Genomic DNA, 19,896 nt, shown 5'->3' with positions numbered 1-19,896 from the left:
TTGAAGATGTCTATACTTCTACCAGTTTAGAATCATTTATAAGTTTGGTAAATAGCGCGTAAGCTTTTCCTGATTCCAGTGTTTCTTTAGCTAGTACAACAGCGTCTGCGGTATTGAGTTCCGGTCGGGCACATTGGATGGCCATACCGGCATTGGCGGCAACTACGGCAGTCTGGGCAGCTGTACCTTCCCCTTTCAGTACCCTTACAAAGATCTCAGCTGATTCGGCAATACCTTCTCCCCCTTTGATCTGCTCGTGCTGCAGGCGCGGCAAGCCAAGTGCTTCTGCGTCCAGCAAGGATTCCTGGTTATCAGAAATAACTTTGAATGGGCTTGTCAGGGAAATTTCGTCGTAGCCGTCGAGGGTATGGATAATGCTATACTTTACATCGGGTTGCTGCTGGTACAGGTAACTGTACATGCGGGCGAGTTCCAGGCTGTAAACCCCCACCATCTGCAATTTTGGGAAAGCCGGGTTCACCATCGGGCCAAGCATGTTGAAGAAAGTTTTCACTGCCAGGTCTTTCCGGATCGAACCAACACTTTTCATAGCCGGGTGAAACAGCGGCGCGTGCAGAAAGCAGATGTTATACTTGTCGATACTTCGTTCCAGCTTATCGGTATCAGTGGTAAACTTTATACCCAATGCTTCCAAAACATTAGAAGAACCGCAGGACGAAGACACGCCATAGTTACCATGCTTGGCAACCGGAATGCCGTTGGCCGCCACTACAAAAGAAGACAGCGTAGAGATGTTAAAGGTATCCTTGCCGTCGCCACCCGTACCGCACAGATCAATAGGGTTATAAGAGGACAGGTCTACGCGGTGGCAAAGCTCCAGCAGCGCGTTCCGGAAGCCTTCCAGTTCCTCCACAGTAATGCTGCGCATCATAAACACCGTCAGGAAGCTCGAAATCTGGTTCTGGTTATATTTGCCGCCCGCAATATTCACCAGCACTTCCCGCGCCTGCTCCTTGCTCAGCGTTTTATGTTCAAATAAGTGGTTTAGTATTTCTTTCATGTTTGCATATCCTTATGTCATTTCGAGCGCAGTCGAGAAATCTTATACATTTCAGGACACATAAGATCCCTCGGCTTCGCTCGGGATGACTACTTTGCTAACCAGTTCTTAATCATTTCCTTTCCGTGCTCGGTCAGCACTGATTCCGGATGGAACTGCACACCGCGAACATTATACTCCTTATGACGCAGCGCCATGATGTTTCCGTTTTCATCTACTGCCGTTGGGACCAGGCATTCGGGTAATTCATGCTCTACTAACCAAGAGTGATAGCGACCGGTGTTAAACTGATTTGGCAGGTTTACGAATAGTGGCTCCTTCTCGCACACCACCCGAATTGGTGTAGCAACACCATGCCATACCTCGTTGCTGTTAAACAACTTGCCACCGTATACTTCACCTATTGCCTGATGTCCTAAACACACACCGAACAGGCTTTTCGTTGGTCCGAACTTGCGGATAATCTCTTTCAACATACCAGCTTCGTCGGGTATTCCCGGACCGGGAGAAAGCATGATCTTGTCAAAACCTGCTACTTCTTCCAAAGTCGTCTTGTCGTTGCGACGCACCGTTACAGTAGCGCCTAGTTCCTGCAGCAGGTGCACCAGGTTATAAGTAAATGAATCGTAATTGTCGATTACCAGAACGTTCATATTAATTGATCTCCTGTGCCAGTTGAAGCGCACGTCTTAAAGCCATTAACTTATTATCTACCTCCTGCAGTTCACTCTCCGGGTTAGAAGCCGCCACAATGCCGGCCCCAGCCTGGTAAAACAGCTTGTAATCTTTGCTCAGGAACGAGCGGATCATGATAGCACTGTTGAAGTTGCCGTTGAAGTCCAGGAAGCCAATGCAACCGCCATAAAAGGCTCGGTTGGTGGTTTCATACTTGTCGATGAGCTGCATGGCCTTATGCTTAGGAGCACCCGAAAGCGTACCCGCCGGAAACGTACTAGCCACCATCTGCAGCGAATCTTCCTGGTTGTGCAGTTGCCCCGATACTTTGGATACCAGGTGAATGACGTGCGAGTAGTATTGAATCTCGCGGAAGGTCTCTACTTCCACGCTGTGGCCGTTACGGCTCAGATCGTTTCGGGCAAGGTCTACCAACATTACGTGCTCAGCGTTTTCTTTCGGGTCGGCCAGCAGTTTCTCAGCCAATGCTGCGTCGGCTGCGTCGTCGCCGGTTCTCCGGAAAGTGCCTGCAATCGGGAAGATACTGGCTTTGCCGTCTTTAATTACCAACTGCGCTTCCGGCGAAGATCCGAAGATCTTGAAGCTGCCGTAATCGAAATAGAACAGGTAGGGAGAAGGGTTAACAGATCTCAACGCCCGATACACATTAAACTCATCTCCCTGAAAGGCCTGCTCAAACCTTCTGGAAAGCACCAACTGGAACACATCACCTCTAAAGCAATGCTCCTTTGCCTTCTGAATGTTTTTCAAAAATCCCTCGCTGCTGATGTTATAGGCTTCCTCATCAGCAGTTTTAAAAGTATAGCTTGGGATGTTTCGGCTGTTGAGAAGCGCCTCCAGTTGTGCAATGCCATCTTCTCCCCTAGAATTATAATTGTGCGAGAAAATGTAAGCTTCGTTGGTGAAGTGGTTGATGGCAATGATATAACGGTACACCGCATAGTATAAATCTGGCAACTGTTGGCGATCAGAGCGCAGGTTCAGCTCAATGTCTTCGTAGTAGCGCACCGCATCGTAATTCATGTACCCGAACAGGCCGTTGTTGATGAAGTTAAACCCTCTCTGCTCCACCTCAAAGCTCTGCGCAAAAGCAGCAAGTTGCGACGGTACATTTACATCCTTTGTAATTGCAGTTTGCTTTATACTTCCATCCGGGAAAGCTTCTTGCAGTACCTCATTCTCCGCTTTTATACTTGCCATCGGGCTGCAGCAGATATATGAGAAACTGTTTTCGGCACCGTGGTAATCAGAGCTCTCCAGCAAAATGCTGTTCGGGTAACGGTCGCGCAGCTTCAGGTACACACTTACCGGGGTAAGCGTATCAGCCAAAAGGCGCTTGTAGGTTGTGGTAATTTTATACTTGCTCATCGTTCTGTTGATGGATGTAAAAACAAAAAGCCTGCTGTTCGGGGTGAACAGCAGGCTTTTATACCTTTGATTGTGCTATATCTTTTATCTCATCTTATACATAGCAAGGCTGTTCACGATACTTATTGTAACGTGCCACCACCATGCAGTAAGATGAAGATTCTGATTCATGTCTTTAGTATTGGACGGGCCAAAGCCCAGCCTGTTCACAAAAGTATGGGAAGCAATTTTAATAACAAACTTTTCCTTGGAATAATTTCTATCAACCAAAAGTAGCACCGAGCCAAACGGGACTCAAGCCGAAAGAACCAGCATATACAAAACTAAGTGTGGCATACCGCCCAACTGCTTTGAACTGTTAGTTTGGGAATTTACAAGACTGCTATTTCCATCCTCGGGAAAATAAACAAAACCAATCTATATTCTTGCCATATCAAAAATCATACATTGTGAGCTCTATATTAACAATTTGGCCTTCAAATTTAAATCAGGAGTAATTGTTGTGGATGTTTTACCGCAACCGCAATTTGATGCCACAAACAAGCCACATACAAAGAAAAAAGCATATAGTTTAAGGGCAAAATATAATTCAATTGCTTCTTATAAGTTTGAGTAGTAATTTAGCACACCTTACATAGTCGTAGATTACCAAGTATGAAGTTGTTAAGAAACGAGATACTGTATAGAGAGAGTAACATTTTGATTGAGTACAACCATGCCGATGAATGGTTATATGTTAATTGGCGTGGATACCAGAACTACGATTCCATTGTAAGTGGATGTGAAAAAATCTTATACTTTCTGAAAGAGACGCAGTGCACAAAAGTGCTGAATGACAACACGAACGTAGAAGGAATCTGGTCGGGTGCTTCGAAATGGGTGGGCAGAGACTGGTTTCCGCGCATGCAGGTGGCTGGCTTAAAATGTTTTGCCTGGGTATACTCTCCCAGCACCTTTAGTCGCCTCTCTGCAGATAAAGCCCTGAAACATACGTTAGACCTAAGTTATATTGAAACCTTTGACGATATGGAGCACGCACAAGCCTGGCTTCGTACCTGCTAAAACATAACTTTAAAAATAAGAGGCGTTGGCAACTAACCAACGCCTCTTATTTTTTCAGGCTGCTGTCCTATAAACTTCCTTTTGTGCTCGGTATAGTAGTATCCTGCGGATTACGCTGCACCGCCATCCGGATAGCGCGCGCAAATGCTTTATAAATAGCCTCGATTTTATGGTGTTCGTTCTGCCCTTCCGCCTTTATGTTCAGGTTGCTCTTAGACGTATCGCTGAATGATTTGAAGAAGTGAAAGAACATTTCCGTAGGCATATCTCCTACCTTCTCGCGTTTGAACTCAGCATCCCACACAATCCACGGACGGCCGCTGAAGTCGATCGCCACCTGCGCAAGCACATCGTCCATCGGCAGCAGGAACCCATAACGACTTATACCTTTTTTATCGCCTAGCGCAGCCAGGAAAGCTTCGCCTAAAGCCAATCCGGTATCTTCAATGGTATGGTGCTCATCTATGTGCAGGTCGCCTTTTACCTGGATGTTCAGGTCCAGTTTGCCGTGCTTGGCCAGTTGCTCCAGCATGTGGTCGAAAAAGCCAAGACCAGTATGGATGTTCATTTGCCCTGTGCCATCCAGATTAAGATCAATGGAAATATCTGTTTCAGATGTCTGGCGACGAATACTGGCCGTACGCTGTGGCAGCTTCAGGAAATTGTAGATCTCGTCCCAGTCGTTTGCGCTGAAAGCAGCTCCATCGGCGTGTGTATCGCCAATGAAAATAGCTTTCGCTCCCAGGTTTTTCGCTAGTTGCACATCCGTCAGCCTGTCGCCAATCACATAGGAATTAGCCAGGTCGTATTCACCGGCCAGGTACTTTTTCATCATGCCGATACCAGGCTTGCGTGTCTCCAGTCCTTCGTGCTCAAAGCTGCGATCGATCAGGATATCGGCAAACTCAATGCCTTCACCTCGCAGGATGTCGAGCATTTTGTTCTGGTAAGGCCAGAAGGTATGCTCCGGATACGAGTCGGTTCCCAATCCATCCTGGTTCGTTACCATCACAAATTCGTAATCCAGCTCAGTGTAAATCTTGTACAGGTTGCGGATCACCTTTGGCAGAAACTCAAATTTTTCAAAAGAATCTACCTGAAAATCCGTCTTCGGCTCTACCAGTATGGTGCCGTCGCGGTCTATAAATAATGCTTTTTTCATTTCTAAATTCTTGACATTGGATTATTTGACAAAGGACAAAAGACGGCAATGCGAACAGTTGCCATCTCTCCAGAAATAGGTCTTACTTCTATTGTCTATTGTCTTTTGTCTCAAAAGCAGCTATCGTCTGCAACAGTTTCTGGTTCTCTTCAAGGGTACCTACTGAGATGCGCAGGCAGCCTTCGCAGCCAGGCAGACTGGATCTATTGCGAACCACTATACCTTTATCCAACAAATAGTTATACAAGCCATTTGCATCGGTTACTTTAACAAGTATAAAATTAGCGTCAGAAGGGTACACTTTCAGTACCGGCTTCAGATTCGGCAGCGCCTGCTTGAGCAACTCGCGCTCCTGCACGATCTCTTCGATCATATCCGACAAGGCTTCTGTTCTGGAAAGAGCTTGTATTGCCAGCTGCTGCGTTGCTTCGTTGATGTTGTAGGGCGGCTTTATTTTATCCAGTAAGGAGATGATTTCCTCAGAGGCAAACGCCAGGCCAAGACGCAGACCGGCCATACCCCAGGCTTTGGAGAAAGTTTGCAGCACGACCAGGTTCGGGAACTCGTCCAGCCGCGTGGTCCAGCTCGGCGCATCGGCAAAATCAATATACGCCTCATCCACGACCACAAGCCCGTCGAAGTTGTCCAGGATCGTTTCTATACTTTCCGGCTCGATGAGGTTACCGGTCGGGTTATTGGGCGAGCAGATGAAAATGAGCTTGGTCGTTTCTTTTATACTACGCAGCAACTCCAGCACCGGCACCTGGAAGTCAGGTGTCAGCTGCACGGCCTCCAGCTGTACTTCGTTCAGGTTAGCGGATACTTCGTACATGCCATAGGTAGGCGGCAGGTGCAGCATGCTGTCCACGCCCGGGCGACACACCATCCGGAACAAGAGGTCGATCGCTTCGTCGGAGCCATTGCCCAGGAAGATCTGCGATGGCTTCACTCCTTTTATTTCAGCGATCAGCTGCTTGAGCTGCTTTTGGTGTGGGTCGGGGTAACGGTTGTAATTTTCACCGGCCAGGCTGCCGAGGTTATTTTCGTTGGCATCTATAAAAATGCTGGCGGTGCCTTTAAATTCGTCGCGTGCCGAAGAGTAGGGCTTCATCTTAAGCACATTGGGGCGTACTATACTTTCGAGGTTAAACATTCTTGGAGATCTCTTTTAATCTTATACTTACAGCATTTTTGTGTGCCTCCAGGCCTTCAGCCTCCGCCATCACTTCTATGGTTCTGCCGATGTTCTGCAAACCCTGCGGGGTAATGTACTGGAATGTAATTTTCTTAACGAAGCTATCCAGCGATACGCCGCTGTAAGCGCGGGCGTAGCCGTTGGTTGGCAAAGTGTGGTTGGTACCGGAAGCGTAATCGCCGGCAGACTCCGGGCTGTAGTTGCCCAGGAACACCGAACCGGCATTGGTAATCTGGTCCAGCACTTGCTCAAAGCCTGCCACTGACAGGATCAGGTGCTCCGGCGCGTACAGGTTGGAGAAGCGCAGCATCTCTTCCACATCACTTAAAAGTATACCCAGGCTATTCTGCAATGCTTTTGCAGCAAACGCTTTACGTGGTAACACATCAAGCTGCGCTTGCAGTTCAGCTGCCACTTGTTGCAACAGCGTTTCAGAGTTGGTCAACAGTACCACCTGCGAGTCGGCGCCGTGCTCCGCCTGCGATAAGAGGTCGGATGCTACAAAGGCAGGATTAGCCGAACCATCGGCGATCACCAATACTTCTGATGGACCAGCGGGCAGGTCGATGGCTACGCCGGCTTTGTTTACCAGTTGCTTGGCTACGGTCACGTACTGGTTACCCGGTCCGAATATCTTATCAACGGCAGGCACGCTTTGCGTACCGTAGGCCATGGCAGCGATGGCCTGTGCACCGCCTGCTTTCACCACCTGTTTTATACCCAGCAGATTAGCCGTGTAAAGGATAGCCGGGTGAATGCTGCCGTCTTTAGAAGGAGGTGTGCAAAGTATAACGTCATGGCATCCTGCAATACGGGCCGGCACCCCAAGCATCAGTAAGGTAGAAAACAGAGGTGCCGTGCCACCTGGTATGTACAGGCCAACTTTATCGATGCCTACGCTTTTGCGCCAGCAGGTAACACCCGCCATCGTTTCCACTTGCTTTACCGGCTCTGCCTGTTGCGTATGGAACAGCTGTATGTTGCTGTATGCCTGAAGTATGGCCTCTTTCAGTTCTACCGTAAGTTGCGTTTCTGCGGCCGCGATCTCTGTTTCCGTTGCCAGCAAGCTTTCCAGCTTTACGCCATCATACTTATGGGCTAATTCGAGCAAGGCAGCGTCTCCCTGCTCCTGCACCAGCCGGAATGTTTCCAGTATGCCAGCTTCCAGGTCCTCAAAGCTTTTAGTAGGCCGCTTTACCAGCTCCGGCCAGGCGGCCAGTTCAGGATATTTTATAATGCGCATCATATGATCATCTTCTCGATAGGTACTACCAATATGCCTTGTGCTCCGGCCTCTTTGATTTTTTCGATGATCTCCCAGAAATCATCTTCGTTTACCACGGAGTGCAGCGAGCTCCAGCCTTCTTCAGCCAGCGGCAGCACAGTGGGTGATTTTATGCCCGGCAGCAGCTGGCTGATCTGCTGGATGCGGTCGTTTGGCGCGTTGAGCAGGATATACTTGGCTCGGCTGGCGCGCTGTACTGCATGGATCCTGAAAAGCAGTTTATCCAACAACTCTCTTTTTTCAGCGGTCAATCCGTCGTTGGCAATCAGAACAGCCTGGGAGTTAAACACACGCTCCACTTCCCGAAGCCCGTTGCTGATAAGCGTACTGCCTGAACTCACGATATCGCAGATGGCATCGGCCAGGCCTATACTTGGCGCAATCTCTACGGAGCCGCTAATGGTATGGATGTTCACCTGCACGCCCCGTTCGGAAAGGAAAGCTTGCAGCAGGTTTGGGTATGAAGTAGCAATGTTTTTGCCGTTCAGGTCTTGCACGCTCTCGTAATCATCGGCTTTAGGTACAGCCAGCGACAGGCGGCACTTGGAAAAACCCAGCTTTTCTACGGCCAGTGCCTGGTAGCCTTCTTCCACCAGCACGTTCTCTCCCACAATACCAATATCCGCCACACCATCGGCCACGTAACCCGGAATATCATCATCGCGCAGGTACAGGATCTCGAGCGGGAAGTTGGTTGATTCAGTTTTAAGCTTAAGGGAGCTGGTAATAAAGGAAATACCACATTCACGGATGAGTTTAAGCGAGTCTTCGCTCAATCGGCCGGACTTCTGGATTGCTAAACGTAGCATATGTCTTTGTTATAAAATAGAAAGTATAAAATGAGATACGGCTTTGCCACTGGCAAAGTATAAACGGGTGCAACACCCTCGGGGGCTATATGGTGATCTTATTCCTCTTAAGAGGAATGATGGATATGATGGAAATGCACAGCAGAACCACAGGCAACAGGCGCTGCCGAAGTAGAAAGTGTGATATGTAGCGTGGTTATGCTCATTCTGCGTTGCAAAAGTAACAGGGATTTTTGATTAAACTAATAAATGAGTAAAAAGTTTTATGCCACTACCACAAGAAACAACATCAAATAAAAGAGCCGGCTCCAACAGGGGCCGGCTCTTTCTGTTTCAGATCAGGATTAAAACCTTGCTACTTTTTTAGCAGCAACTTAATGGTCTTAACCCCAGCATTAGATGTCAGTCGGGCAAAGTAGATGCCTTCTGCCATATTCTGGCCTTCCAGATCAAACTCATACACCCTGCCTGCTTCTGCCACTCCCACATCTACTTTCCTGATCAGAGCACCTTTGAGGTCATACACCTCCAGAGCATATTTCTGCTCTGTCTCGAAGGAGAACCGGATTGTGGTTCTACCAGAGAATGGATTCGGATAGTTGTCGAAGTTACTTACTACAGGCTCTGAGACAGACTCCGCGTCTAATTTCTTCACAGATGGACCAGTAGAGACAGACTTGCTCTCGTGGATCACAATGGACCCTCCGCCAATGCTGGTGGTTGCGTCTGCATTGTCTGCAGCACCCAACTGGTTGTCATACACCATTGCACCACTTCTTCTGTCCCAGATCTTGATTCTGAATCTGTCAGCTTCAGCCTGTTCTTTCAGATTACCATCCACTACCGAAACCATAAAGGCATAATCATCTCTGCCGTTTATACTTCCGACACCCTTGTAGATGGCCTTGTAACCAGTCACAACCAGCGACATCGCATCATGTGCAGAGCTCTTGAAATGCAGATCACCGGCTTTAAACTGGAACTCAGTGTTGCCATCCACTTCGTTGGAGCCTTTCTTATACTTGGCGTTGAAACCAAAGTTAGCTTTACCAACAAGCGCAGGATTGGCCACATAAGCTCCCGGAGGAGAATCGATCCAACCACCGCCAGTTACAAACCCGCCGTTAGGGTCATAAACAACCACATAGTTAAACATTGTAGTAGTGCTTTGGCCACAACGGTCTGTTATCATCAATCCTACAGAATATACGCCGGGTAGAGAGTACTTGTACGTAGCTGAAATCGGAGAGCCACTGATAGGTTGTGTAGTTGTGCTTCCGTTACCCCAATCCCAAACTGCTGTTGCAATGTTTTCATCATCAAAAGTTGCAGTTAAGGTTACGTCTGAGCCAAGCTGAACCGGCGAAGTCGGTCCGGAAATTACCAGGTTGGATGGCGCAGCATTTTCAACAGTCACAGTGAAACTCTGAGTTGTTGTATTTCCAGCTTCATCGGTGGCCTTGTAGGTTACGGTTGTAGTTCCCACTGGGAATGTAGCACCAGAGGCAAGCCCCGCAGTCATTTCCGGCGTAACAGTTGAGCAGTTGTCTGTGGCAGATACAGCATAGCTTACTACGGCACCACACTTATCCCGATCTGTTTGAACAACAATGTTAGCAGGAACGGTTACTACCGGCGCATCATCATCTGCAACGGTTACCAGCAGTTGGTCAGTGGCTGTGTTGCCAGCTGCGTCTGTTGCAGTATACGTAATGGTGGTTACGCCCTGGTTGAAAGTATACGTTCCTACCTGGCCCTTACCATTATCTGTCGTTGCGCCAGTCATTATCCAGCTTAACTGGCTACCAGCACAGTTGTCGCTGAAAGTAGCATCAGGTATGGCGATTCTAGCAGAGCATGTTGCGTTGTCAGTGCCCGATGTTTGATCGGCAGCAGCCGTCAGAACCGGAGCCGTTAAGTCCTGAGCTGTCAGCACTACTTCATCAGTGGCGGTGTTGCCGGCAGCGTCGGTTGCTGTTACCAGAACTGTGATGGCCTCACCATCGGTGGCTGCTACGGCTGTTCCTGCAGCAGGAGATTGTGTGATGGTTACAGCGGAACAGTTATCAGCAGCTGTGCCTCTTACATCTGGTATGGTTACTGTGCATTCAGCACCCACCGTTACTTCCTGATCGTCAGCCGCTGTCAAGACAGGAGCGGTTTCGTCCACTACTGTTACTACCTGCGTAGCTGTAGCTGTCAAACCTGCTGCGTCAGTCACTGTCCAGGTAACGGTTGTTTCACCTAATTGGAAAGTTGAAGGAGCGTTGTTGGTCACTGATGCTACCGAGCAGTTGTCGGCTGTAGTTGGTGTGCCTAGTGCAACATTAGAAGCCTGGCAGGAAGCGTCTGCGCTTACTTCAACTGCAGCCGGAGCCGTTATAGTTGGTGCCTGCGTATCAGTAACAGTTACTGTTTGCGTCACTGCTACGGCTTGGTTGCCATTGGCGTCCGTTGCATTCCAGGTAATGGTGGTGGTACCAACCGGATACTGTGCGTCCAAGGCTGCTCCGTCGCTACGTGTTCTGGTAGCAGGATTTGCTGCGCAATTGTCCGTAACTTCCGGGGTAGTAATTTCAAGTGTAGTTCCGCATTGACCCGGATCTGCCGAAGCAGTTACAGGCTCTGCAGCTGCGATCACAGGCGCCGTTACGTCATCTACGATCACCTGTTGAACAGCAGTCGAGGTATTGCCGTTTCCATCGTTAAAAGACCAGGTAATTTGATACTCGCCCTGCTGCGTATAAGTCAGCGGATCTTGAGTGGTACCGGTGATGGTTCCGCCACAATAGTCTTCAGCAGTTGGAACTTCTGTTACAGTTACAAAACATTCGCCTGTGGCTGCAGCAATTGTCGGTGCAACCGGGGCCGTCTCATCTACTACCGTCACCACTTGAGTAGCAGTTGCTGTCAGGCCGGCACCGTCTGTTACGGTCCAAATCACTTCTGTAGTTCCTAGCGGGTATGTAGCTGGGGCATTATTGGTCACGGAGGCTACCGAGCAGTTGTCGGCTGTGGTTGGTGTGCCCAAATCTACGCCAGAGGCTTGGCACTGTGCATTGGCTGCTACCTGAACCGACGCTGGGGCCGTAATCGTAGGAGCTGTCTCATCAATTATCCTTACAGTTATTGTATTTGATACAGCTGAAGGACATCCATCATTTGTCACAATAACAGTGTAGGCTCCACTTTCAGATGAAGTATAATTTTGGTCTATAGCCCCATTGATTGCTACTCCATCCCTGTACCATTGATTACCACTTGCTGATGAAGATGATAATACCACTGAGCTACCCGGGCAAACTGTAGTTTTTGAAGCGGCACTAATGGTAGGTGTAGCTGGAGTTTTCTTAGGAGCTGCAGTACCTGAGCCAGCAGCGCTCGTACAGCCGTTTACTGTAGTTGTTACAGAGTAGATGCCTGCAGCTGATACCGTGATAGATGAAGTGCTTTCCCCTGTACTCCAAAGAAGGGTACCCGTAGCGTTCGTTGATAATGTGGATGTCCCGTCACAGTTATCAACTACTGTAACTACTGGAGCAGCTGGAGTTTCATTAACCGTTACTTGTACCGGAGCCGTAACAAATGTTGACGCTCTACCTCCCCCGCAACCTGTACCATTACCATTCGGATTAACTAATTGTACCTGGCTAAAGTAATACCTTGTTCCTACTTCTGTAGTTGAAGGAGTATAAGAATCTGAAATTGTGGCTGTTGTTGTATTTATAGTTCTAACAAGGGTTGTTGAACTTGTGATAGCATTAGTATTAGTAGTATTATAATACCAAGTGTATCTAATATTATTATGATTTGCATCACCACTACCAGTTTGACAACGAGTAATGTTTGCGACAAGAGGAGTAGAAGTTTGACCCTGACAAACAGTTTGGGTAGCAGTTGGAGTTATATTGATACCACTTGGATAATAATTTATCGCATCGGTAAAAATATGAATTGCCTTTACCCCACTTTGTTTTCCAACAGCCGTCACAGTGAATTTAACACCTAAATGTCTTGATTCAATGGGATAATCAATATTCCATCTACCATCAGCATCAACTTTCACATCATAGACGTGATAATCGGGATAATCAGGTTCTTCTTTAAATTCAACATGAACCATACTATCCTGTGTCCAGCCATAACCAGTTATAGTTGCAATTTCACCAGGAGCGTAGTCATCTTTATCAGACGTAACAGTGGGTGTATAATTATCAAAGGCGTACACCCCGATAAAAGATAAAGAAGCAAGCAGGGCTGCGACGTAGAGCACTCTCCATTTTGCCGTTCGTTTTAGTAAAAGTTTTACATTCATATAGGCTATGTTTATTTAAAATAAGATAATCCTTGATTTAAAAAGTCTCATTTTTGCCCGAACAGGTTTTAGCAAGCATAGTTAGAGAGCAAAAAGGCTCCTATAAGCACAGAGTTGTGCCATCAAGTCTTTTTGAATTTTCATAGCATGATGTGAATTGGGAGCTGTTCTATCTATGTACGCATAGAACGTTGACCTACTTATACATTAAATTGAATTATATGTTTCATAATGCAATAAATTATTTTAATTTTAATAAACAATTTGTTATTGTATTTATCCTTTCGCAAGAGCAGTAGTATACTTAAAGAGAGATAGTATAAACTGAGGAATAGCGGTAGCTACTGGAGTTTTCGATACCAAAGATTTACTACCTTTGCACAAAACTTATATTTCAAGAAGTACTCTCTGGCATAGTTTTTTCTGTTTCTGAAATGACGACGTCAATTGAAAAAACATCATGAGCAAGCCACTACTAAGCATACTGATCATCTTCATACTCTTCCTGATCGGGGTAGGTGCCGCAACTGCACAGGTCAGATTGCCCCAGCCCAGTCCGGAGGCATTTATAAAACAAACAATTGGGCTGACCGACATCACACTCCGGTACCATGCACCAGGTGTTAAAGGGCGTAAAATTTTCGGATCGTTGGTGCCCTACGGCAAACTATGGCGAGCCGGTGCAAACGAGGCTACGCTCATCACGTTCCAGGACGAGTTGTTTCTGAACCACGAACGGGTGCCTGCCGGCACGTATTCCTTTTTCATACTACCGGAGAGTGACTCTGTATGGAATATTGTACTGAATAAGGACACCACGCTGTGGGGCTTGGAAGGATACAACGAGTTGAATGACGTCGCTTACCTGCGTGTCACGCCAAAGAAAGCGCCATTCCACGAAACAATGCAATTCTCCTTCAGCGACATTGGTACAAACACAGGCTACCTGCACATGAACTGGGAAGAAACACAGGTATCCATCCGGATCGAAACTGAAGTGGAAAAGAAAGCGCTGGCAAATATCAAGAAAGCGCTGGCAGAGGCGAAACCGGACGACTGGTATGTTTGGGCCCAGTGCGCGGACTATATGGTGAGTCGCAAGGAATACCACGAGCAGGCTTTGGAGTGGATCAACAAGTCCATTGCCATCAAAGAGACCTTTTTCAATAACTGGGTAAAAGCGCGTCTATACGCTTTAAATAACGAATACCAGATGGCTGCATCCCTCACGGCAAAAGCAATACAATTAGGCGACAAGGAACCAGAATCCTTTAAAACCTATGCGAAAGAAATACAGTCAGCCTACAACGACTGGAAGAAGCGTAAGTTCTGATCAGGTATAGTATAAATAAAAAGAGGAGTCACCTGAAGCGCTCCTCTTTTTATTTATACTGTAATTTATACTTTGCTTACATTAGAACCGGGCAATAAAGCGGAGGTTAAGTCTCCTGCCCGTCAGAAAGTTCGGTACCGCATACGTTAAGCCGTTTACATCGCTCACATAACTATACGAAACACGGTTCTTGGCATCGATCAGGTTCAGGACCTCCAACCCCAGCCACAGGCTTTCCAGCGATACTTTCCTGTCTTCAGCGTAGTCGTGCCCTAAAACAATCAGCTTGGAGAAACCAATATCGATGCGCTTGTAAGACTTACCGGAAAAAGCGTTGCGGTACTCTGGCCTGTTCGGTGGTCCAAAGGGAAGGCCGCTGCCATACACCAGGTTCAGGTACATCCGGATGGTCGGGTTATCCGGCAGGTGATCCTGGAAGAACACCCCTACATTCAACAACTGATCAGTTGGCCGGCGCATGTAGCCGCGGCCTGTCTTCCCGGTTATCTCTCCCTGGTCATTATACACAAAAGCGGAATCTCCCTGCAAATCTTCCTTCGTTGTCAGTACCCCCAAACTCAGCCACGACTCCGCTCCTTTTATGAACTCACCGTTTACGCGCACATCGAAACCGGCTGCATAGGCTTTGGCATTGTTCTTGGCATAATAGCGAAGGCGCACGTTGTCTAGGTCGTAGGGTATCACGCGCGACATGCGCTTGTAGTAGGCTTCAGCGGTTAGTTTAAAATCACGATCCCAAGCTTTGAACAGGTAATCGCTGCCGATGATGTAGTGGATAGACCGCTGCGCCTTAATTTCCGGATTCAGCCTTCCTTCAAAATCGCGCAGCTCCCGGTAAAAAGGCGGCTGGTAGTAAAACCCAACAGCTGCTTTAAAGGAAAGATCAGGATTATGGCGCGTTATAAAAGAATACTGCACCCGTGGGGTAATGGTGGTTTCGCCGTTATAGTCCCAGTGGTTGGCCCGGATACCGTATGTTATCGTCTTCAGTGAGTCGAGCTCGTAGGTATGTTGCACGTAGGCATTGTAGCGCATGCTGTTCAGGCTCAGCGCTGTGTTCAGGTAATAGGCCGGTGTTACAAAATCCGAAGAGTCCCGGAAGCCATACTCGGCCAGTTGGTCTTCTATACGCTCGAGGCTAACCTTGGCTCCTGCCAATACGGTACTGCGGGAGCTTAAGCGCCAGGTGTTGCGGCTTTCGGCGGCCAGCACAAGCGCCTTTAATTTATTTCGGGCATGGTCGAACTGGCTGCCTACTCCTCTTTCACGCAGGCACTCGCCCATGTTGTTCTTCCCGAGCATGTTCACATCGCACAGCCGGTAAAGGGCTTCAATGTCACGGAACTCCCGCTCCAGCGAGTGCACACCGGAAAGTATAAATTCTGTCAACAGATTATCCGATACCTTATGACTCAGGTTAGCCCCCAACTGGTATGTTTCATACGCCATCTTCTCCCGGCCGTCATACCCTACGGTAAGGCGCAGCGGGGCCTGGCGCGTACCAAAAGTGGTTTCTCTTGTCTCAGGTATAACCAGGAAATCGTTCCGGGCATAGCTGCCCAGTATACCTAAGGTAGTTCGCTCGCGCTTCAGCGAATCTTTTGTGAGATCGAAGGAAATGTAAGCCTGTGCGTCAGAAAAGTTGGGACGGTATTCGCCGTCTACCTGCAGCCCCTGCAGCAGATAAGCGCCGGTTTTATGCCGCAAACCCAGCAGGTAAGATACTTTCCTGTTTTTAGAAGCCGACTCCAGGTGCAGGGCGCCTCCTGTTAAGCTACCCGTTACAGACCCTGCAAATTCGGTAGGTCGTTTATACTTGATGTCCAGCACCGAGGACAACTTGTCGCCATACTTAGGCTGCCACCCACCGGAAGAAAACTCGATGTTGCCTACCAGGTCCGGGTTTACAAAGCTGAGCCCCTCCTGCTGCGCATTGGTGATCAGGAAAGGACGGTAAATCTCGATGCCGTTCACGTACACCAGGTTTTCGTCGTAATTGCCGCCCCGTACAGAATAGGTGGAGGATAGCTCGTTGTTGCTGCTCACGCCGGGCAGCGTCACCAGTATTTTATTGAAATCGCCGTAAGCAGAGGGAAGTTCTTTGGTCAGGCGTGGGTCCAGTTTGGTTACACTGACCTGTTCGCGGGTGTCGTTGCCGTTTTTGCCGCGCACGTCTATCATACGCAGCTGCTGCGGGTCCGGCGCAAGCACAAAATCTATACTTATACTTTCGCCCGGCTTCAGGCGGAGGCTTCGCTCCTGCTCTTTAAAACCCAGGTATCGTACCACCAGCACCAGGTCCTCCTCAGCCGGCACCTTCAAGGTATACTTGCCCTGCGCATCGGTTTGGGTAGCTAGGGTAGTGCCTTTTACTCCCACCGTAGCCAGTTCCAGCGGTAACCTGTCCGGATCCTGTACGGTGCCAGAAACAACAGCCCGTTGTGCAAAGACACCCAGCGGCATCAGTATCAGCAACCATACCGATAGATATCTTTGCATCCGGGCAGGTATAAATTAAACAGAAACTGTTTTCAGATTGGCAATCGTCTGGATAGGATCGTCAGCCGTGAATACGAAGCTACCGGCTACCAGCACATCTGCCCCTTTATCCAAAAGTAATGGAGCATTCTGCTGGTTCACGCCACCGTCAATTTCGATCAGGGCACTGGAGTTACGTGCAATGATCAGGTCCTTCATCGCCTCGATCTTGCGGTACGTGTTCTCGATAAACTTCTGTCCTCCAAAGCCCGGGTTCACAGACATTAGGCAAACCAGGTCAACATCAGCAATGATATCGTCCAGCAATTGTACCGACGTATGGGGGTTCAGGGCTACACCGGCTTTGGCACCCGTGGCTTTGATCTGCTGGATGGTGCGGTGCAGGTGGTTGCACGCTTCGTAGTGTACTGAAATGGTGTCAGCTCCGGCACTTCGGAACTGTTCGATGTATAGCTCCGGCTCCACGATCATCAGGTGCACATCCAGTGGCTTTTTAGCATGACGCTGAATGGCCTGCAGTACCGGAAAACCAAACGAGATGTTCGGCACAAAACGGCCGTCCATGATGTCTATGTGCAGCCAATCGGCCTGGCTGTTGTTAAGCATTTCTACCTCCGATTGCAGGTTAGCAAAGTCTGAGGCAAGTACAGAAGGGGCAATGATAGGTTTCATGAAACAAATATAAGGAATAAGAAAGAATACGCTTCATACCTGTAACGGGTACAGGCGCAGCAAACTATAGTTTAACAAACCGCAACGTACTGTTCCTGCTGCCCGAGCTAACCCGGCAAAGATACAGCCCCTGCGGGAAAAGCTGTGGCGGAAGTACAATTTCGTGCCTGCTCTGGCTTGCCGGCAGTACCTGTCGCAGCAAGAGCTTACCGGTAACATCAAGCACATGCACCACGCTGCTTTGCTTAGCCCAGTTATCGCCAACAGTAAGTATAAGCTCGTTGCCCGATACCGGGTTGGATAAGCTCAGGCCATCACCGGTTATACTTCCGGGCAACGCGGTAACAGTGCTATTATATTGAGGTACGCCATAGCCTATGGCATTATTCGGACTGCTGGCATTTCTGCCAAGCCTGCGCAAAAGCCCGATCATTTCCAGGTTGGTTTTGCTATAGTCTGCCTGCCACAAGCAAGCTGCCATCCCTGCCAGGATAGGTGCTGAAAAGGATGTTCCGTTACCACGCACCAACGTACCGTCCGCTCTTAAAAAGTAGGCCCGCTGCCCTAGTGCTGCCACATCCGGCTTTATTCTTCCGTCGGCTGTCGGGCCGAAAGAGCTGAAGGAAGCCTGCCGGTAAAGCGAGTCCACTGCACCAACCGTCAGCACCGAATCAGCGTCAGCGGGTGCAGAAATATAGCGCCAGGGCTTGTTGCCTTCGTTGCCGGCACTCACCACTACCAGCATACCGGTTGCCGCAGCAAAGTCTGCAGCCTTTGTCACAAGCGTGGTATTGCCGTTGAGTTGGTTGTAAGTATAGCTTTCGGAGGGCGCATCAAACGTAGTGTAGCCCAGCGAAGAATTGATGATATCGGCACCGGCACTGTCGGCAAACTCAGCAGCCAGCAGCCAGTTGATCTCCTCGATGTTGTGTTCGGATGCCGCCTCTTCTGTCCGGAACAGGTAATAGTTTGCTTTATAGGCAGTACCTACCAGTTTACCCGGTGCATACGCCGCCATGGTTGACAAAACAGACGTGCCGTGGGAGTCATTCCCAAACACATCCGCTTTCCGGCTTACAAAATCATAGGTGCCTTTCAGCTGCTGATCCTGGAAAAGATGGGCAAAAGCTGCATTGGTGTTAACTCCCGGAAAGCCGGCGTCCAGTACGGCAATGGTGACGCCTTCGCCCCTGAAGCCTGCCTTGTGCAGTTCATCAGCACCCAGCATATCTGCCTGATGATAGGCAAGTCCATAGTCCTTGCTCTCCAGGGTAGCGTCTGCGGAACTGGCGTGTTTTACTACAGTGATTTTGGAATCAAGAACCTGTTGAGGCGATGCTACTCTGTTTACGGTTTGTGTAGATTTCACAAAAGGAAGCGCTTCAAGCGTTGCCAGTTTCTCGGGTGTGCATTGCACCACGGCAGCATTAAACCAACGGGAAATATACCACACGGCTACCCCCTCCTGCTTTAGCCGGTCAACATAAGCCGGGTTTACGGGGAGGTCACGTACAGTAAGGCTTATACCCTGCCTGTTCCGTCGATCCAGTGCTTTTTGGGAAAGGAAACGCTGCGGCTCCTGTAGCGAATAAGGGGTGTTGGCTTTGTCTTTGAAATAGATGAGGTGCTTTTTCTCTTCTGTAGTACCTCCGCCTGTCTGTTGTGCCTGGGCAGCAGACAGAAAGAACAAGAGGGCGCTAAAGAGAACCAGCAGGTGCTTCATACTATTTCATTGTACCGTAAGAGCTTAGCACTTCAATACGTTCGTGGCCGTTCAGTTTGTATCCAGCATCGTATGGGCATTGCACCGATTCTGTGTCACGGCAGTATACCACCCGGTTAAAAAGCCGGTATACCATGCCGATGCCATGGGCATAAACTTCTTTTCGATCATCGAGCTGCACCGGGTTTTTCGATGGAGTGCCTTGAATAACAGTAGCAGTCTCCGGGTAGGTTTCGTTGCCAGCGGTAAATGGCTCCCCTACATTAGAAAACCTGTAATTTTCCTTCGGTTCCTCCTTGTTTTCAATCTGGTTGGAGTTATAAGCATCTCCCTTCCAGGTTTTTCCACTTACAACCGGGAATACCAGTTTTACCCACTTGGTGTTATCCTTTGAAAGTATAACGTTGGTTACTGACTTGGTCACAACAATAACAGAGTCATCGCGCCAGCTGCTGTTGGCATTCGGACGGATGGATCGGATGATCTTGTAGTTCAGCGTATTGGTCTGGTCTGTAAAGGTAGTGTCAACGCGCTCCCGTAGCTGGAAGCGTGTCGTATCACCCACATTGTTTCTATAGAAAATGTTGGTGACATCGTAGATACGAAAGTCACCAACATTCAGAGGATAATAGTCGTACCCGGCAGCATGTAAATCAGGCTCTACGGTTTTTGTGTCACAGCCAACTACAAAGCCAGCCAGGAGGACCAGAAACAACAGCGTTCTTTTCATTCTTT

General features: G+C 48.6%; 14 protein-coding genes. 2 read left to right on the top strand and 12 right to left on the bottom strand.

All coding sequences use genetic code 11. The features are described from left to right. Positions 1 to 10 precede the first annotated feature (10 nt). The 3 genes from trpD to MJ611_RS10025 form a co-directional block, all read right to left on the bottom strand. On the bottom strand, positions 11 to 1,021 hold the full coding sequence (gene trpD / locus MJ611_RS10035) for an anthranilate phosphoribosyltransferase (RefSeq protein ID WP_250429634.1): 1,011 nt from the start codon (positions 1,019 to 1,021) through the stop codon (positions 11 to 13). Positions 1,022 to 1,110: 89 nt separating this feature from the next. Next, positions 1,111 to 1,674 (bottom strand): anthranilate synthase component II, encoded by a 564-nt coding sequence (locus MJ611_RS10030; protein ID WP_250429633.1) that lies wholly within the window; start codon positions 1,672 to 1,674, stop codon positions 1,111 to 1,113. Between the two features lies 1 nt (position 1,675). Further along, entirely contained in the window at positions 1,676 to 3,085 is a 1,410-nt protein-coding gene (locus tag MJ611_RS10025; RefSeq protein WP_250429632.1) for an anthranilate synthase component I family protein, read from the bottom strand. A gap of 654 nt (positions 3,086 to 3,739) precedes the next feature. On the opposite strand from MJ611_RS10025, the gene MJ611_RS10020 reads away from it, so the two are divergent. Then, positions 3,740 to 4,147 carry a hypothetical protein gene (locus MJ611_RS10020; protein WP_250429631.1) on the top strand — a complete coding sequence of 136 codons (408 nt, stop codon included), beginning with the start codon at positions 3,740 to 3,742 and terminating at the stop codon, positions 4,145 to 4,147. Between the two features lie 67 nt (positions 4,148 to 4,214). Here the strand turns inward: MJ611_RS10020 and hisB are convergent, their stop codons facing one another. The 5 genes from hisB to MJ611_RS09995 all read right to left on the bottom strand — a co-directional run bounded on the left by hisB (position 4,215) and on the right by MJ611_RS09995 (position 11,629). Then, entirely contained in the window at positions 4,215 to 5,309 is a 1,095-nt protein-coding gene (gene hisB, locus MJ611_RS10015) for a bifunctional histidinol-phosphatase/imidazoleglycerol-phosphate dehydratase HisB (RefSeq protein WP_250429630.1), read from the bottom strand. Positions 5,310 to 5,397: 88 nt separating this feature from the next. After that, a complete protein-coding gene (gene hisC / locus MJ611_RS10010) occupies positions 5,398 to 6,462 on the bottom strand; it encodes a histidinol-phosphate transaminase (protein WP_250429629.1) in 1,065 nt (354 codons plus the stop codon). Beyond that, the gene (gene hisD / locus MJ611_RS10005) at positions 6,455 to 7,747 is read right to left on the bottom strand and encodes a histidinol dehydrogenase (protein ID WP_250430042.1); all 1,293 of its coding nucleotides are present in this window, start codon (positions 7,745 to 7,747) and stop codon (positions 6,455 to 6,457) included. Before hisD ends, hisC begins: the two co-directional genes overlap by 8 nt. Beyond that, on the bottom strand, positions 7,747 to 8,598 hold the full coding sequence (gene hisG / locus MJ611_RS10000; RefSeq protein ID WP_250429628.1) for an ATP phosphoribosyltransferase: 852 nt from the start codon (positions 8,596 to 8,598) through the stop codon (positions 7,747 to 7,749). Before hisG ends, hisD begins: the two co-directional genes overlap by 1 nt. A gap of 355 nt (positions 8,599 to 8,953) precedes the next feature. Then, positions 8,954 to 11,629, bottom strand: a complete 2,676-nt coding sequence (locus tag MJ611_RS09995; RefSeq protein WP_250429627.1) for an HYR domain-containing protein — start codon at positions 11,627 to 11,629, stop codon at positions 8,954 to 8,956. 1,744 nt (positions 11,630 to 13,373) lie between these two features. Here MJ611_RS09995 and MJ611_RS09990 point away from each other — a divergent pair. Then, positions 13,374 to 14,246, top strand: coding sequence for a DUF2911 domain-containing protein (locus tag MJ611_RS09990; protein WP_250429626.1), 873 nt, complete (start codon positions 13,374 to 13,376; stop codon positions 14,244 to 14,246). Between the two features lie 81 nt (positions 14,247 to 14,327). On the opposite strand, the gene MJ611_RS09985 is transcribed toward MJ611_RS09990, so the two are convergent. The 4 genes from MJ611_RS09985 to MJ611_RS09970 all read right to left on the bottom strand — a co-directional run bounded on the left by MJ611_RS09985 (position 14,328) and on the right by MJ611_RS09970 (position 19,891). Then, positions 14,328 to 16,766 (bottom strand): TonB-dependent receptor, encoded by a 2,439-nt coding sequence (locus MJ611_RS09985; protein ID WP_250429625.1) that lies wholly within the window; start codon positions 16,764 to 16,766, stop codon positions 14,328 to 14,330. Between the two features lie 15 nt (positions 16,767 to 16,781). Further along, positions 16,782 to 17,438, bottom strand: coding sequence for a ribulose-phosphate 3-epimerase (gene rpe / locus MJ611_RS09980; protein ID WP_250429624.1), 657 nt, complete (start codon positions 17,436 to 17,438; stop codon positions 16,782 to 16,784). Positions 17,439 to 17,502: 64 nt separating this feature from the next. Continuing rightward, complete coding sequence (locus MJ611_RS09975; RefSeq protein WP_250429623.1) at positions 17,503 to 19,161, bottom strand: S8 family serine peptidase; 1,659 nt, start codon at positions 19,159 to 19,161, stop codon at positions 17,503 to 17,505. 1 nt (position 19,162) lies between these two features. Then, entirely contained in the window at positions 19,163 to 19,891 is a 729-nt protein-coding gene (locus MJ611_RS09970) for a hypothetical protein (protein ID WP_250429622.1), read from the bottom strand. Positions 19,892 to 19,896: the final 5 nt, after the last annotated feature.

Source organism: Pontibacter ruber, from assembly GCF_023630205.1.
In the GTDB taxonomy this organism is placed as follows: Bacteria; Bacteroidota; Bacteroidia; order Cytophagales; family Hymenobacteraceae; genus Pontibacter; species Pontibacter ruber.
This window is presented reverse-complemented; position numbering and strand designations above follow the sequence as displayed.